Below are 15264 nucleotides of genomic sequence, written 5' to 3' on the forward strand. Positions count from 1 at the left end.
CTACCAGCGCGAGGTCCGCACCCCGATGGCGGCCAAGGCCACCATTGCTGCCGATGCCGTCCGCAAGACCTCCGGCCCCAGCTTCACCGCCGTAGCCCCCAGCTTAGCCAGCTCTGTGCTGCCGATGCCGCCCTCCGGCCCGATGAGCAGGTACACCGTTCCTTGTAACTCGACATCGCGCAGCGATGTCGTTGCGTCTTCGTGGAGGACGTAGGCAGTCTCGCCATTGATGAGCTCGGCGACCTGTGCGGTGCTTAAGGGACCGGTGACCTCGGGCACGCGCGCCCGGCGCGACTGCTTGGCGGCAGCGGTCGCCGCAGACTGCCACTTGGCGAGCGCCTTGGGAGCCTTCTTCGCGTCCCACTTGGCGATGCACCGGTCCGCCTGCCACGCGATGATCCCATCCGCGCCGGCCTGCGTCGCGAGGTCGACGGCAAGCTCGGCGCGCTCGGACTTGGGGATCGCCTGGATGACAATGACCTTGGGGTCAGGCTCGGGGATGGTCTCGATCTCGTCGACGCGCGCGACGAGCGCGTCCTTGCCGCGCACCTCGGTGACGGTGACTGTGGCGAGGCGCCCGGCGGCATCGGCAAGCTGGATGCGCTCGCCGGGCGCGACGCGCTTGACGGTGACGGCATGGCGGCCCTCGGGCCCGGAGAGCTCAACGATATCACTCTCGCTCGCGCCAGCGAGCGATTCTACGCGGAAGACGGCAAGGCTCATTTAGCGGCGGAACCTTGCGCGCAGGCGGTCGAAGAAGCTGTCTTCCTCGTCCTCGGTGTGGATGGCGGTGGTGTGCTCGGTGCGGTCGCGGACCTCTTCGAGCAGCTCGCGGGACTTGGAGTCGAGGTCGGTAGGCACGACGACGTCGACGTGCGCGAGCAGGCGGCCGCGGCCGTCCGTGCGCAGGCGCGGCATGCCCTGGCCCTCGACGGAGATTGTCTGGCCCGGCTGCGTGCCCGGCTCGATCTCGACCTCGAGGTCCGTGCCGTCGAGCTGCGTGACGGTGAAATTCGTGCCCAACGCCGCGTCGACCATGGGGACGCGGACCGTGACGTGCAGGTCGTCCGCGTCACGCTCGAAGACGGGGTGGCGCTGCGTATGGACCTCAACGAAGAGGTCGCCAGCCGGGCCGCCGCCGTGTCCGACCTCGCCCTGGCCCGACATGCGAATGCGCATGCCGTCGCCGATGCCAGCCGGGATATTGATGGTGAGGTCGCGGCGCTTCTTTACGCGGCCGTCGCCACCGCAGTGGCCGCAGGGGTCCTTGATGACTTCGCCGTAGCCCTGGCACGTCGGGCAGCGGTGGGAGGTCATAACGTTGCCGAGGAAGGAACGCTGGACCTCCTGAACCTCGCCGGCGCCGTGGCAGGTCTCGCAAGTCACGGGCTTGGAGCCGGACTCCGAGCCGGAGCCGTGGCACGTATCGCAGAGCACGGCCGTGTCGATGGTGACGGGCTTCTTCGCACCAGCAAACGCCTCTTCGAGCGTGATCTGGGTGCGCAGCAGCGCATCCGAGCCCGGCTGCACGCGCGAACGCGGGCCGCGAGACGCCGCGCCGCCACCGAAGAACTCGGCAAAGATGTCGCCCAGGCCGCCGGTATCGAAGCCGCCGGCGAATCCGCCGCCAGGCATGGACCCGCCCTGCTCCATGGGGTCGCCGCCGCGGTCGACAATCTGGCGCTTCTGCGGATCAAGCAGGACCTCCTGGGCGAGCGAGGCCTCGCGGAACTTCTCCGCGGCCTCCGCGTCGTCCGGGTTGAGATCCGGGTGGTACTTGCGCGCTAGCTTGCGGTAGGCCTTCTTAATCTGTTGATCGGTAGCGTCTTTGTCCACGCCGAGAATGCCGTAATAATCACGAGCCACGGGAAATTACCAGTCCTTTACTCAATCGTCTTCGGGGATCGTTGCGAGTTTACTCGCCCGCCACGATGTCACTCACATAGCGTGCAACAGCAGAAACCTTGGAAATTGTTCCCGAATAGTCCATAAACGTCGGTCCCACGACGCCCATGCCGCCCAGCGCCGCGCCGTCAGTGCCGTACGCGGTGGCGACGACGGACGAGCCGCGCAGGCGATCCTCCTCATGCTCCTCGCCGATAACGACCGAGACGTTGCCCAGATCCGGGACCTTGGACAGCAGCTTGAGCACGACGACCTGCTCCTCGAGGGCCTCGATGATCCCGGGCAGGCGCTGCGGGAAGTCGCGGGCCACGCGCGTGAGGTTCGAGGCACCCGCAATGATGAGCCGGTCCGCGGGGTGCTCGACGAGTGTTTCGATGAGCGTCGTCGCACAGTTGAGCACATGGCCGCGCAGGTCGAGCGGCGCCTGCTCGGTAAGCTGCGCGAGCTCCACGGAGGCCTCGTCGAGCGTGCGGCCCTCGAGCGCCTGGTTGAGCAGGTCGCGCAGGCGCGCGACGTCGTCCGGCTCGATGATCTGGTCGAGCTCGACGTTACGCTGGTCCACGCGGCCGGCGTCCGTGATGAGCACGAGCAGCAGTCGCACCGGGGAGAGCGCCACGACCTCGCAGTGCTTGACGCGCGAGACCTTGAGGTTCGGCATCGCGACGACGGCGGCTTGCTTGGTGAGCTGCGCGAGCAGCCGCACGGAGCGGCGCAGCACGTCTTCCAAGTCCACGCCGTTCTCGAGGAAGTGCAGGATGGCCTGGCGCTCCGGCTTGGACAGCGGCTTGACGTCGTGGAGCGTGTCGACGAAGTGGCGGTAGCCCGCCTGGGTGGGAACGCGCCCTGACGAAGAGTGCGGCTGCGTGATGAGCCCGGCGTCCTCGAGGACCGCCATGTCATTGCGAATGGTCGCCGAGGACACGCCCAGCTGGTGGCGCTCGAGCAACGCCTTGGAGCCCACCGGGTCCTGGCTCGCAATGAAGTCCGAGACGATGGCGCGCAGGACCTCGCGGCGCCGCGCTTCGGTTGAGGTAGACATGCCCGTTAGTGTACTTCGTCGCCTCGTTCCTCGGCGACGAGCAAGTCGGTGATTATGCCGTCAGCGAGCAGGCGGCCTTCCTTTGTTACTCGCAGGCGACCGCCTGCGAGTTCGAGGAGACCGCTGTCGATGAAGCGGTCACGGGTCTGCGTCGCGTTGTCGCTTATCCAGTCCGCCGGGATGCCCTCCCGCAGGCGCAGGCCGAGCATCACCTTTTCCTCGTGGCGTTCCTCCGGCGTGAGCGTCTCTGATTCTTTGATGGGCAGCTCGCCGTGCGCGAGGGTGTCGACGTAGCGGCGCGGATGCTTGACGTTATAGAAGCGCTCGCCGTCGAGGTGCGAGTGCGCGCCGGGGCCGGCTCCCCACCAGTTGCCATCGACCCAGTAGATGCGGTTGTGCTGGCACTCCCCGCCGGGCTTCGCCCAGTTGGAGACCTCGTACCACTGAAAACCTGCGGTTTCCAGAGTCTCGGAGATGAACTCGTAGCGGCGCGCGAGGACGTCCTCGTCCGGCGCCGGCAGCAGCCCCTTCTTCACCTTGCGGGCCATGCGGGTGCCGTCTTCGACGATGAGCGAGTACGCGGAGACGTGGTCGACGCCGGTCTCAAGGACACGGTCCAGGGTTTCTTTGACCTCGTCATCCGTTTCCGTGGGCGTGCCGTAAATCATGTCGAGATTCACATGCTCGAAGCCTGCGTCTTTCGCCTCACGCGCGGCGTCGAAGGCGCGGCCGGGCGTGTGGACGCGCTCAAGGATTCTTAAGACGTGCGAAGACGCGGACTGCATGCCCAGCGAGATGCGCGTGAAACCGGCGTCGCGGAGCGCCGCGAAGTACTCGGGGCTCGTGGATTCGGGGTTCGACTCGGTCGTCACCTCGGCGCCGGGCTGGAGCCCGAAGGTGTCCTTGACCTTGTTCACAATGCGTGCAAGGCCTTCCGAGCCAAGCAGGGAGGGAGTGCCTCCGCCGATAAAGACGGTATCGGCACGCTGAGGCGCGCGAGCAGCGGCCAGCTCAAGTTCGAGGTCGAGCGCGTCGAGGTAGGCGCCGATGAGTTCGGCGCCCCCTAATTCATTCGGCGTATAGGTATTGAAGTCGCAATATCCGCAGCGTGAAGAACAAAACGGGACATGGATATAAACGCCAAACGGAGGATTCATAGCGTTTTAGCCTAGCGTGCGTGTACGCTATTTCTCATCTTTTAATCTGCTACCTGAAGAAAGGCACTACCGAGGTGGAACCTCCGAGTCGAAGTCCCCGTTTCCTGAAGCTTAGGAGCGGGGTCTAGCCATGTGGACTGCAATCGGCATGATTGTCCTAGGCATTGTTGTCATTGGCATCATCATCGCGTTTAACGCGTATTTCGTGGCCCAAGAGTTTGCGTTTATGAACGTGGACCGCGCGCAGCTGCGCACCATGGCGGCACAGGGGGATAAAAAAGCAGAGCGCGCGCTCATGCTCACCCACCGCACCTCGTTCGTGCTCTCCGGCTCGCAGCTGGGCATTACGGTCACCGGCCTGTTGGTGGGTTATATCGCAGAGCCCCTCGTGGGCAACGGCCTGGGCGAGCTCCTCGGCGGCGTGGGCATCCCGCGCGCGGCGTCGGTGACCGTCGGCACGGTGGCAGCACTCGCCTTGTCGACGGTGGCGTCCATGGTCTTCGCGGAGCTGTTCCCGAAGAACTACGCGCTCGCCACGCCCATGAAGGTAACGATGGGCATTACCAACTCGACGAGCTGGTACTTGCGCATCTTCGGCCCGCTCATCCACTTCTTCGAGTACGCCTCCAACGGCCTGCTGCGTCTGTTCCGCATTGAGCCGGTCGAGGACCTCGATTCCTCGGCGACGACGGAAGACTTTGAATCCATCGTGGACAACTCGCACGAGTCTGGCACCCTGGACGAGAACACGTACATGGTGCTCGACCGTCTGCTCGACTTCCCGGAACATGACACGGGCCACGCGATGATTCCGCGTTCGCGCGTGGACGTTGTCGACCCGGACACCACGCTGGGCGAGGTGCGCGAGATGATGGCCGAGAACCACACGCGCTACCCCGTTATCGATGACGAGCACAACCCGATTGGCGTCGTGCACCTCTATGACGTGCTCGAATCGACACTGCCTTCCGACGCACACGTCACCACGCTCATGCGCGAGGCCGTAGTCGTGCCGGAGCTCATGGACCTGCCGGACACGGTGAAGGAGCTGCGCGATTCTTCCGAGAAGCTCGCGTGCGTCATTGACGAATACGGCGGCTTCATCGGCATCGTCACCATGGAGGACCTCGCGGAGGAAATCCTCGGCGACGTCACGGACGAACACGATCTTGAGGAAACCGAGGAAATCACGGAGACGGACGACTCCCACTGGATCGTGGACGGCGACACGCCCATCGATGAGATCGAGCGCGCCGTGGGCCACGACCTGCCGGATGGCGACTACGAGACCATCGCGGGCCTGCTCATCGCGCAGTCCTCCTCTCTGCCGGAGGAAGGCGAAGAGTTCTCCGTCGAGCTCGAGGCCGAGCCGGAGGACTGGGTCGAGGGCGACGATGCCCCCACCCGCCGCCTCCACATCACCGTCCAGGAGGTCGAGCGTCACGTCCCGTCCTCCCTTGCTCTGGAACTTATCGAAGAGGAGGCCGACAATGACTGATTTGATCATCACCATCCTCATCCTCATCGCGTCCGCGTTCTTCGTCATCATCGAGTTCGCCACCATGGGCGCGCGCCGCAACCGCCTCGAAGAAACCGCGGAGACCTCCCGCACGTCTCGTGCCGGCCTGCGCTCCCTCAACGAACTCACCATCATGCTCGCCGGCGCGCAGCTGGGCATTACCGCCTGCACGCTGATCCTCGGTGCCGTGACCAAGCCATGGGTGCACCACTTGCTCATGCACCCGCTCGAGGCGCTCGGCCTCTCGCTGGGCATCGCGGACGTGGTCGCGTTCATCCTCGCGCTGTTCATCGTCACCTTCATCCACCTCGTCATCGGCGAGATGGCCCCAAAGTCCTGGGCGATTACCCATCCGGAGACGGCGCTGCAGCTCATCGCAGTTCCCGCGCGCGGCTTCATTTGGGTCTTCCGCCCGCTGCTCACGTGGATCAACACCATGGCCAACCACATGGTCCGCGCCGCCGGTGAAACCCCGGTCGACCGGGCGGGTGCGGCTGGCTACGACCCGGAGACGCTGCGCAATCTCGTCGAACACTCCCGCCAAGTCGGCACCATGGACGATGAGTCCGCGAACCAAATCACCGGCGTCATCGAGCTCGAGTCCGCCACGGCCGCCGACATGGCGCGCGCCCACGGTTCCCAGATCGTGCCGCTGCCCGCGGATGCGACGGTCGCCGACCTGCAGCGTCTCGTGACGTCCAAGCACATCATGCGCGTCCTCGTCTTCGACCGCGCCCGCAATGTCCGCGTGGTCCACGTCCGAGACACTCTGCTCGCTTCCCCGGACACGAAGGCGCTCGAGTTCTCCCGCCCCGCCGTCATCGTGACGCCCACCGCCACGGTGCAGCGCACGCTCGATCTCATGCGCGCCCGCGGCGAACAGCTCGTCATGGTCGGCCGCCCGAGTTCCGACAACGCGGCCTGGATCCTCACGTGGGACGACATCATGGGCCAGCTGTGGCCGCAGATTACGGAGCAGCTGGATCAGGCGGCTCCGCCGGCGGCGTCGTAGCCCCTCGAGGCGCACGCGCCGGAGACCTCAAGAGTAAACCAGAAGAAGTGAACCACTCGAAAAATTGATCGAAAACTTCACTTCTTCTGGTTTACTTCTGTTTTGCGTTCACCTCGCTGAGGGCCTGCTCCAGTAGGGCGAGACACTGCTGTGGTTTCGTAAGCAACTGCCGCGGAGAGAAACGCAGCACTCGGTGGCCACGGTTGGTGAGTTCCTTCTCCCGTTTGCGCTCCGCGACGATGACCGACTCTGGGCGCTCACCGTATTTGCTGTCGCCATCGATTTCGACGACAAGCCCGCCAGGCATGAGGAAGTCGACCCGATAGCCATAGAGCGAGACTTGTTCGCGCCAGCTCACTAGGCCGGCAATCTCAGTGTCGAGGAGCAGCGCACGGAAATAAGACTCGTAAGGCGACTCGGTGTCGTTACGCGCAGCGGCGAAAGCCCGACGGGCATGTGCAACTCCTTTGTGCCGTGCTGCACGCGCAATGGCTTTCTGCAAGGCAGAAAGGTGGCCGCCGTTGCTCAAGAAGCAATCCATCGCCGCGAGACCGGCCGCGAAGCCCTCCCAGCACGCAATATCAACGCAGGTACGCGGAGCCGCTGTCACGCGGATGCCATGGAGCTCAACGATATCCTCGGGGAAAATTCGCCGTTTAAGATAAAGAGTGTGGGGTCCCCATGCACCACGCGGACGCCGGCCACCGGAAGGCAACACGACATGGACGCGCTCTTCCTTTGCCGCAATTACCCATAGTCCGTGAACCCGCGCAGCAGAACGCCCCGCGAGCACGCCGCCGCGCAGCTCGCGACCTATGGCCAGAGTGCGGAGATGGTGCTGCTGATAGGCGGGCATCTCCGACCACGCGCCACGCGCCACGGCATGAGCATTGCCGAGACGCAGGTAGGCGCCGTCAGAGATTCCGTCGATAAGGGGTCTCGAGGCTTTCGGATCTCCGGGGATTCGGATGAGTACTTCGTGAAGGTTCATACCTCCTTAGACCGCAGCACGCCGCGAAAGGTTCCGGATAAGGCTCGACTCCCCGCAGCGGAAGAGGGAGTGCTGCGGGGAGTCGAAGAATGTGGGGTTTAAGCCGTCTGGCCCTTCTTACGGGCGGCGGCACGCTTCGCGGCAACCTTGGCCACGATGGCGTTGACGCGGGCGCGTTCCTCGAGGAACGGCGGCGGGTTGTGGCCACGCATGGCGCGGGCATAGGCAGGCTGGGCGTGGACCACGGTGTGGAGCCAGCCCTCGACCGCGGTGGCGACGGACTCGCCGGAGCGGCGGTAGAGCTGCGGGAGCGAGACCATGTCGAGGTTGCGGGCGACGGCATCGGTTTGCTCAAGGACGTACTCGACCATGTCACGCAGGTAGTCCGTGACGAGGAACGTGCGGCCTTGGAGGGCGTGGGCCATCTCGGAGATGACCTGGGGTCCTTCGAGCGGAAACTTGAGCGTGAGAGTGCGGGCCGTGACGTCGCGTGGGGCTTCGATGTCGAAGTCGCCAGTGACGGCCGCAGAGATGGTGCCGGCGCGTACGCCCGAGACGAGCGCGTGGCGCAGGCCGATGAGTTCGCCTACGACGCGGCCGGAGTCGCGGCGGGCGTCACCCACGATGTCGTGGAGCTCGGCCAGACAGTCGAGGGTGAGTTCGTCGTCCCAGTCTTCGATGGCCTCGATGAGGTGCTCGATGTATTCGACAACCTCGTCGCCGATGTTGTAGAGCTCCTGGGTGAGCTCGCGGTGACGCAGCTCAGCGGCGATTTTGTGCACCCGCGCACTCCTTTCAAGACCTCTAGTAAAGGTTGAGGGTTTTGCTCAACGGGTGAAACTCTATCGGGTGCCGCGCGGATTAACTGTGCGACACTCCGATGGATTTCACAGGAAATCTAACGCTGGTAAATGTGGTCGATGGCATCCGCGTAGCGTTGCGCCACGACGTTGCGCTTGACCTTCATCGTCGGGGTGAGCTCGTTTTCCTCTTCCGTGAGGTCGGTTTCGAGGATGAAGAACTTCTTAATGCCCTCGGCATGGGAGACCGTGGAATTGACCTGGTTGATGGCGTCTTGAATCTCGGCGCGGAGGGTGGCATCGGTAGCAAGCTCCTTCATGGAACGGCCCTCCGGGATGTTGTGAGCCAGGCGCCAGCGAGCCAGGGCGTCGTCGTCGAGGGTGACGAGGAGACCGATGAATGGCTTGCCGTCGCCCACCACCATCGCCTGGGAGATGAGCGGGTGGGAGCGCAGCTGGTCCTCCATGGGGCCCGGCGAGACGTTCTTGCCGCCGGCGGTGACGATGAGGTCCTTCTTGCGCCCGGTGATGACGACCTTGCCTTCGTCGTTGATTTCGCCGAGGTCACCCGTGTTGTACCAGCCGTCCTGGATGGACTCGGCGGTGGCCTCCGGGTTGTTCCAGTAGCCGTCAAAGACGATGTCACCCTTGATGAGGATTTCACCTTCGTCGTTGATCTTGATGGACACGCCCTCGAGCGGCGGGCCGACGGTGCCGATGGTCTGGTCCACGAAGTCGACGGCGGCGGCCGCGGCGACCTCGGTGAGACCATAGCCTTCATAGACCGGCACGCCCAGGCCTCGGTACCAGTGGAGGAGGTCCGGGCTCATGGCGGAGCCACCGGTAATCGCGTACTTGACGTCGCCGCCCATGGCCGCGCGGACCTTGGAGTAGACGAGCTTGTCAAAGATGGCGTGGCGGGCCTTGAGCAGGCGGGACGGGCCCTCCGGCAGGTCGAGCGCCTTGGAGTATTCGATGGCAGTGGCCTCAGCGCGGGCGAAGATGGCCGCCTGGGCCGGGTTCGCAGAGGCCTTCGCAGCCGCTGCGTTGCGGACCTTCTCGAAGACGCGCGGGACGCCGAGGATGAGGTTCGGGCGCGAGCGGGCGAACTCAATCGTGATGGTCGAGAAGTCAGACCAGTGGTTCTGCGAGGCGCCGCCGATGGCCACGGCGAGCGAGACCGCACGGGCGAGCACGTGGGCAAGCGGCAGGAACGTGAGCACGTGAGAACCCGGGACGGCGATGGCGCCGATGGGGTTGGTGAGCAGGCCACGGGCCTCCGCCAACCAGTTGCGGTGGGTGATGATGCAGCCTTTGGGGCGGCCGGTGGTACCGGAAGTGTAGACGAGCGAGGCAAGATCCTCCGTCTTCGTCCCGTGAATGCGCTCCCAGACCTGGTCATCGGAGACCTCGCGGCCCTCGAACTTGAGGGTGGCGATGGCCGAGGAGTTGATTTCGAGCATGCGGCGCAGCTGCGAGGGCGAGCCCTTGATACCCGGCTGGCCGTCCTCGCCGAGGACGAGGTGGCGCATGAGCTCGGAGTGGTCACGGGTCTCGGTAATAGCGAGCACGGCGCCGGAGTCTTCGACAATCCACTGAATCTGGGACAACGAGGAGGACGGGTAAATCGGCACGCTTACGGCACCCGCGGCCCAGATGGCGAAGTCGAGCAGCGACCACTCGTAGCGGGTATTCGACAGCAGGACCACGCGGTCGCCGTGCTCAACACCCGACGCAATGAGGCCCTTGGCCACCTCGAAGACCTCGTCTACGAATTCTTTCGCGGTGACGTTAACCCACTCGTAGTTGGCCGGTCGGGTAAACATGACGCCGTGCGGGCGCGCCTTGGCGGTGTCCATCATGGCGGTGAGACACGTTTCGCCCGGCTCGATGGTAAACGGGGCGGGCGTGGTGGCTTCCTGCAGGGTCATGGGCGAAACTCCTTGTAGCGCGATAAATTTGCTATTCACCACTCTAGCAACGCTTCAAGATGGCACAATCGGGTTCGTGATTAATTATGAGCTGCTAAGCGAACTCGCCGGACGGTACGGCGTCGCCACCGGGTATACCTCCGCGGGCGGCCAGTACATCGTCACCCCAACCTCGTCTATTCTCTATACCCTCACCGCGCTCGGTGTGAACGTGAGCTCCGATCCTTCCGATGAGGAGCTCACGCGCCTGCTCTTCGAGGAGTACCAGACCCGTATGTCACGGCCGCTGCCTGCATGTGTGGTGACGACGTCGGGGCACGAGAAACGCTTCGACGTCCACGTCCACGCGGGCATGGAAGCCCGTGTCGAGATTCGACTGGAGGACGGCGGCACGCGCGAGGTCTACCAGGACGAGAACATGCAGCCGGACGCTGACGTCGCGGGCCAGATGTGGGGCGAGGCCACCTTCCACGTCCCGGGCGACCTGCCGCTGGGCTACCACGAAATTGAACTCGTCTCCGAGGGAATCGCTGCCACATGCCCGCTCATCGTGACCCCCACCCGCCTGTCCACCGTGGACCAGTACCTCGAGCACCCGACCGGCGGCGTCATGGCGCAGCTCTACTCGGTGCGCTCCGCCGAGTCCTGGGGCATGGGCGATTTCCACGATCTGGGCGAGCTCGCCCAGACCCTCGCCCACGACGCTGGGGCGGACTTCCTGCTTATCAACCCGCTCCACGCCGCCGAGCCCTTCCCACCGGTCGAGGACTCCCCGTACCTGCCCACCTCGCGCCGCTACGTCAACCCCATCTACCTGCGCGTCGAGGACGTCCCGGAGCTGAACAACCTCTCCCCCGACGAGCTTTCCGATGTCGCCGAGCTCGCCGAGGAATTCCGCGCCCGCAACCAGTCGGCTGAGGAAATCGTGCGCAACGACATCTTCGAGGCAAAGCTCCAGGCCCTCCATGCGATGTTTGGGCACCCGCTCAGCGACGAGCGCGCGGTGGCCTTCGGCGAGTACCAGGCCCGCGAGGGCCAGGCGCTGCGCGACTTCGCCGTGTGGTGCGCGGAGCAGCACCTGGCGCGCGACACGGGCCGCCGCCACGCGATGACGGAAGGCCTCACCGAGCTCACGGATTTCTATGCGTGGCTGCAGTTCCTCTGCGACGAGCAGCTCGCCGCGGCGCAACAGAAGGCGATCGATGCGGGCATGGGCATCGGCCTCGTCACCGACCTCGCGGTGGGCATTCACCCGGGCGGCGCAGAGGCGGTGAGCTTGGCGGATTACCTGGCGCCGGCGGCATCGGTAGGCGCCCCGCCGGACGAGTACAACCAGATGGGCCAGGACTGGTCCCAGCCGCCATGGCACCCTGTCCGTTTGGCGGAGGCGGGCTACAAGCCGTGGCGCGACATGATGGCCACGGTGCTGCGCAACGCCGGCGGCGTGCGCGTCGACCATGTGCTCGGCCTGTTCCGTCTGTACTGGATTCCGCGCATGCAGGCGCCGACGATGGGCGCGTATGTCGCCTATGACTGGGAGGCGATGCTCGGCGTGCTCACGCTCGAGGCCGAGCGCGCTGGCGCGGTGCTCATTGGCGAGGACTTGGGCACGCTCGAGCCGTGGGTCTTGGATGCGCTCGCGTCGCGCGGTGTCATGGGCACGTCCATCGTGTGGTTCGAGCACGCCTCGGACAATGTGAGCGCGCTGGCACAGCAGGACTACCGCGCGCTGGCGCTCGGTTCGGTGGGCACGCACGATCTGCCGCCCACGCTCGCGTACTTGGCTGGCGAGCACATCACGCTGCGCGCCCGCCTGGGCCTGCTCACGCGTCCGGCGGACGAGGAGCTCGCTGGCGAGCGCGAGTGGATGGACCGCGTCCTTGCCGTCGCCGCGCCGGGTGCCGAGACCGAGCGCGAACAGCTCGTAGCGCTGCACAAGTTTATGGCGGGCACGCCGTCGGCGCTCACGTGCACGAACCTCGTGGACATGGTGGGTGACCGCCGCGCGCAGAATATGCCGGGCACGACGCACGACACCTACCCCAACTGGTGCATGCCACTTACGGATCCGGATGGCAAGCCGGTAATTATCGAGGACCTCGCGGGCCTCGAGCTCTTCCAGCAGGTCGCGGAGGCGTCTAGAAGATAAAGCCGAGCACGGCGGCGATGAAGATCAAAGCGAACATCGCCAGCAGGGTGGGCGCGACGCGGGACTTGGGCAGCGCCCGCTTGCGCTTGACCGGGCGGCGCTCCGGGTCCCACAGGCCCTCGCGCGGATCATTGTTATTCGGCGTCGACATGGTGCTTTATTCTAGCCACCCGGTCAATGCAGAACATGAGCACCCACGCCACAGCGACGAAGGCGGGCACCACCGTCACCGTGAGGATGAGCATCTGCACCGCGATGGGCGCCTCCACCATCCACTGGGAGAAGGCGTCCAGGACCTCGCGCAACCATTCCATGGGGAGCAATTGTAGTCTTTAAGGCATGCACGAGTTGAGCATTGAGGCCCCCAGCGGCACGTTCCGCGGCACCGCGGAAGGCGGAGTCCGCTACTTCCACTCCATCCCCTACTCGCATATCCCGAGTCGCTTCGCGGACGCGGAAAAGCTGGGTGACCAGGGCATCGTCGACGCGCGCGAGCCGCAGCCGGACGCAGTGGCGCTCACCATCACCACACCGGAGGACGCCTGCGACGCCCCCGTCATCGTCTATATCCACGGCGGACGCTTCGAGTCGGGCACCCACGAAGATCCGCGGGCCGAGGGCAGCGCGAATGCACGGGCTGGCATCGTCGAGGTGCAGCTCGGCTACCGCGTGGGCCTGGCGGGACTCGCGAAATTCCCCGAGGACGAGTACTTCCGCTACCGCGCCATCGACGACGCGCAGCTGGGCCTCGAGTGGATCCAGCGCAATATCGAGGCCTTCGGCGGTGACCCCACGAATGTCACGCTCGTCGGTCAATCCGCGGGCGCGACCATCGGCCTGTGGCTCGCGCGCCGGGACCACTACCGCGGCGCGTTCCGTCGTCTCGTCGCGCTCTCGCCGTGCTACCCACGCGAGCCCTTCGAGGCACGCAAGGCCACCCTGCGGCAGTTTCTCAAGGTGCCCATTACGCGCGCGGGCCTGGACAAACTCACCGACGAACAACTCGCGGCCGGCTACGCGAAGTTTCGCAAGAAGTTTGGCTTCGACATGGCGCTCGGCCCCTACCCGCTCGACCCGACGCAGCTCGCGGATATTCCCATCGTGCTCGGTTCCACGCGCGAAGAGTTCGCCAACCTCGGCGAGCGTTTCGACCGCGCGCCGTTTCCCAAGGCGATTGGCTGGTATATTGCGCCCAAGTTCGGCATGCGGCGCGAGCGCTTCAGCACGTGGGCAGACCTCGCGGGCACGAAGGGCATTGTGGGTCGGCTCATCGGCGACGGCTGCATCCGCCGCTGGGTCGAACTCGTGGGCCACAACGTGAACACGTGGATGGTCGAATTCGTTCGTGACGGCAACGCCTTGCACTGTCAAGAGCTGCGCCCGCTCTTCGGCGTCACCGAGTCCCCACTCACCGGCTGGCTCCAGCGCCTCGCACGCACCGGCGAGCCGGGCTTCGAGCCGTACCAGCCCGAGCACGCCGTGTGGCGCTTCAACCTCGACACCGGCGAGGCGACCACCACGTACGGTGCGCTCGACTACGTGGGACAGGCGTTCCAGGAGGACTAAACCCAAGAAGGCCATGTCACGGTGGCCATAACCGCAGGTCGCCTAAACGAGACGAAAATAAGCGACCAGGGAATATGGCCAACGGGATATGGCCTTTGAGGTTGTAGGGGGAATTAGAGGAGCGCGAGCTCCTCCACCATCCACGGACTGAACGCGAAGGGGGTCGCGGCGACGGCGCGGCGCACGTCATCGAGGGGAACCCACGCGAACGAGTCGATTTCCTCCGGGTTGGGGTCGATGGTGCCCGCGATCCACGCGGTGTAGACGGGACAAATCTCGTTTTCTACGACGCCTGAGGAATCAACGGCGCGGTAGCGGAAATCGGGTAGGGCAAGGGCGACATCGGAAAGCTGGGCGCCGAGCTCGAAGGCGGCGCGGCGGTGGACAGCGTCGACGGTGGCCTCGCCGGAGCCGGGGTGGCCGCAGAAGGTGTTGGTCCACACGCCGGGCCACGTCTTCTTCGTGAGCGCGCGGCGGGTGAGGAGCACGTCGTCGCCGCGGAAGACCCAGCAGGAAAACGCGAGGTGCAAGGGGGTGTCGCTGGTGTGGACGGTTGCCTTGGGGGCGGTGCCGGTGGGGTTGCCTGCGTCGTCGCAGAGGACTACAAGTTCCGTCATAGGTTGAGGTTTCCAGTCCACGTCACGTTGCCCATGGTGAGGCGGGCGTTCCACAGGGTGCTGGTGGCGGCGTCGAAGCGGTACTGGAGGTTCGTCGCGGAATGCGCGCCCAGCGGCATGTCGAGGCCCGGCGCGAGGACGTCCGCGTTGGCCTCTGGGTCATACGGGAGGAGCTCGACACGGGTCCAGCCGCCGTTGCCGTCGGCGACCTCGAGGACTGGCTCGGTCACGGCGTCGACAGGCAGGGGCTGGTCGTTGAGGTTCTTGAGCAGCACGGTGAGCACGCTCCCCTGGACGGAGTCGGAGTAGACGCCCTGGAGCTGCCAATCGACGTTCATGCCGTCATCGTGGACGGGGGCGCCGAGGTCCGAGTTGACCTCTTTGTTCTTCACGTCCTGCGGCTGGTAGGCGGGGGTCTCCGAGGTGGTCACGGAAATGTCGTCGCCTGGGTTGAGTCCGGTCTCGCCTGGTTCGAGGATGCTGCACGAGGCGAGGAGGCACGCGGCGGACACAAGAAATGCCACGGTGAGCTTACGCAATGGAGGAACCTTCCGGAATATCGATGAGTGTGCTTCTAC

The 15264-nt window shown here is 65.2% G+C and carries 15 protein-coding genes; 4 read left to right on the forward strand and 11 right to left on the reverse strand.

What is annotated here, in order from left to right:
• Genes HMPREF2559_RS11320 through hemW form a run of 4 tightly spaced genes read right to left on the reverse strand, consistent with a single transcriptional unit; the run spans window position 1 to window position 4101 of the window.
• Complete coding sequence (locus HMPREF2559_RS11320) at window positions 1–723, reverse strand: 16S rRNA (uracil(1498)-N(3))-methyltransferase (protein ID WP_066492407.1); 723 nt, start codon at window positions 721–723, stop codon at window positions 1–3.
• Complete coding sequence (gene dnaJ / locus HMPREF2559_RS11325) at window positions 724–1866, reverse strand: molecular chaperone DnaJ (protein WP_066492409.1); 1143 nt, start codon at window positions 1864–1866, stop codon at window positions 724–726. It abuts the gene before it with no gap.
• A gap of 49 nt (window positions 1867–1915) precedes the next feature.
• Window positions 1916–2944 (reverse strand): heat-inducible transcriptional repressor HrcA, encoded by a 1029-nt coding sequence (gene hrcA / locus HMPREF2559_RS11330; protein ID WP_070540807.1) that lies wholly within the window; start codon window positions 2942–2944, stop codon window positions 1916–1918.
• A gap of 5 nt (window positions 2945–2949) precedes the next feature.
• A complete protein-coding gene (gene hemW / locus HMPREF2559_RS11335) occupies window positions 2950–4101 on the reverse strand; it encodes a radical SAM family heme chaperone HemW (RefSeq protein ID WP_070540810.1) in 1152 nt (383 codons plus the stop codon).
• A 130-nt stretch (window positions 4102–4231) separates the two neighbouring features.
• Between hemW and HMPREF2559_RS11340 the strand changes: the two genes are divergently transcribed.
• Together HMPREF2559_RS11340 and HMPREF2559_RS11345 are read left to right on the forward strand one after the other, a co-directional pair.
• Entirely contained in the window at window positions 4232–5599 is a 1368-nt protein-coding gene (locus HMPREF2559_RS11340) for a hemolysin family protein (RefSeq protein ID WP_066492420.1), read from the forward strand.
• On the forward strand, window positions 5592–6632 hold the full coding sequence (locus HMPREF2559_RS11345; protein ID WP_066511500.1) for a CNNM domain-containing protein: 1041 nt from the start codon (window positions 5592–5594) through the stop codon (window positions 6630–6632). Before HMPREF2559_RS11340 ends, HMPREF2559_RS11345 begins: the two co-directional genes overlap by 8 nt.
• Before the next feature lie 91 nt (window positions 6633–6723).
• Here HMPREF2559_RS11345 and HMPREF2559_RS11350 read toward each other — a convergent pair whose 3' ends face one another.
• From HMPREF2559_RS11350 to HMPREF2559_RS11360, 3 genes are all read right to left on the reverse strand, one after another.
• Window positions 6724–7623: an endonuclease domain-containing protein gene (locus HMPREF2559_RS11350; RefSeq protein WP_070540813.1), complete on the reverse strand. Its 900-nt coding sequence runs from the start codon at window positions 7621–7623 to the stop codon at window positions 6724–6726.
• Window positions 7624–7721: 98 nt separating this feature from the next.
• A complete protein-coding gene (locus HMPREF2559_RS11355) occupies window positions 7722–8405 on the reverse strand; it encodes a hypothetical protein (protein ID WP_066492427.1) in 684 nt (227 codons plus the stop codon).
• A gap of 116 nt (window positions 8406–8521) precedes the next feature.
• Window positions 8522–10354, reverse strand: coding sequence for an AMP-dependent synthetase/ligase (locus tag HMPREF2559_RS11360; protein ID WP_070540815.1), 1833 nt, complete (start codon window positions 10352–10354; stop codon window positions 8522–8524).
• 76 nt (window positions 10355–10430) lie between these two features.
• Between HMPREF2559_RS11360 and malQ the strand changes: the two genes are divergently transcribed.
• Window positions 10431–12503 (forward strand): 4-alpha-glucanotransferase, encoded by a 2073-nt coding sequence (gene malQ, locus HMPREF2559_RS11365; RefSeq protein WP_246818479.1) that lies wholly within the window; start codon window positions 10431–10433, stop codon window positions 12501–12503.
• On the opposite strand, the gene HMPREF2559_RS13090 is transcribed toward malQ, so the two are convergent.
• Window positions 12493–12654, reverse strand: a complete 162-nt coding sequence (locus HMPREF2559_RS13090) for a hypothetical protein (RefSeq protein ID WP_168162255.1) — start codon at window positions 12652–12654, stop codon at window positions 12493–12495. The genes malQ and HMPREF2559_RS13090 overlap by 11 nt on opposite strands.
• Window positions 12638–12817 carry a hypothetical protein gene (locus tag HMPREF2559_RS11370; protein WP_066492429.1) on the reverse strand — a complete coding sequence of 60 codons (180 nt, stop codon included), beginning with the start codon at window positions 12815–12817 and terminating at the stop codon, window positions 12638–12640. The genes HMPREF2559_RS13090 and HMPREF2559_RS11370 overlap by 17 nt, the downstream gene beginning before the upstream one ends.
• Before the next feature lie 25 nt (window positions 12818–12842).
• Here HMPREF2559_RS11370 and HMPREF2559_RS11375 point away from each other — a divergent pair, with 25 nt between their 5' ends.
• Window positions 12843–14069, forward strand: a complete 1227-nt coding sequence (locus HMPREF2559_RS11375; protein ID WP_066492432.1) for a carboxylesterase family protein — start codon at window positions 12843–12845, stop codon at window positions 14067–14069.
• A gap of 113 nt (window positions 14070–14182) precedes the next feature.
• Here the strand turns inward: HMPREF2559_RS11375 and idi are convergent, their stop codons facing one another.
• Window positions 14183–14686: an isopentenyl-diphosphate Delta-isomerase gene (gene idi, locus HMPREF2559_RS11380; protein ID WP_070540818.1), complete on the reverse strand. Its 504-nt coding sequence runs from the start codon at window positions 14684–14686 to the stop codon at window positions 14183–14185.
• Entirely contained in the window at window positions 14683–15225 is a 543-nt protein-coding gene (locus HMPREF2559_RS11385) for a hypothetical protein (RefSeq protein ID WP_210387038.1), read from the reverse strand. Before HMPREF2559_RS11385 ends, idi begins: the two co-directional genes overlap by 4 nt.
• Window positions 15226–15264: the final 39 nt, after the last annotated feature.

This window comes from Corynebacterium sp. HMSC072G08 (assembly GCF_001809185.1).
Classification (GTDB): Bacteria; Actinomycetota; Actinomycetes; order Mycobacteriales; family Mycobacteriaceae; genus Corynebacterium; species Corynebacterium phoceense.

Coding starts and splice junctions, on each gene's coding strand:
- HMPREF2559_RS11320 (WP_066492407.1), bottom strand. CDS start 723: ATGAGCCTTGCCGTCTTCCGCGTAGAATCGCTCGCTGGCGCGAGCGAG.
- hrcA (WP_070540807.1), bottom strand. CDS start 2,944: ATGTCTACCTCAACCGAAGCGCGGCGCCGCGAGGTCCTGCGCGCCATC.
- hemW (WP_070540810.1), bottom strand. CDS start 4,101: ATGAATCCTCCGTTTGGCGTTTATATCCATGTCCCGTTTTGTTCTTCA.
- HMPREF2559_RS11340 (WP_066492420.1), top strand. CDS start 4,232: ATGTGGACTGCAATCGGCATGATTGTCCTAGGCATTGTTGTCATTGGC.
- HMPREF2559_RS11345 (WP_066511500.1), top strand. CDS start 5,592: ATGACTGATTTGATCATCACCATCCTCATCCTCATCGCGTCCGCGTTC.
- HMPREF2559_RS11350 (WP_070540813.1), bottom strand. CDS start 7,623: ATGAACCTTCACGAAGTACTCATCCGAATCCCCGGAGATCCGAAAGCC.
- HMPREF2559_RS11360 (WP_070540815.1), bottom strand. CDS start 10,354: ATGACCCTGCAGGAAGCCACCACGCCCGCCCCGTTTACCATCGAGCCG.
- HMPREF2559_RS13090 (WP_168162255.1), bottom strand. CDS start 12,654: ATGTCGACGCCGAATAACAATGATCCGCGCGAGGGCCTGTGGGACCCG.
- HMPREF2559_RS11370 (WP_066492429.1), bottom strand. CDS start 12,817: ATGGAATGGTTGCGCGAGGTCCTGGACGCCTTCTCCCAGTGGATGGTG.
- HMPREF2559_RS11375 (WP_066492432.1), top strand. CDS start 12,843: ATGCACGAGTTGAGCATTGAGGCCCCCAGCGGCACGTTCCGCGGCACC.
- idi (WP_070540818.1), bottom strand. CDS start 14,686: ATGACGGAACTTGTAGTCCTCTGCGACGACGCAGGCAACCCCACCGGC.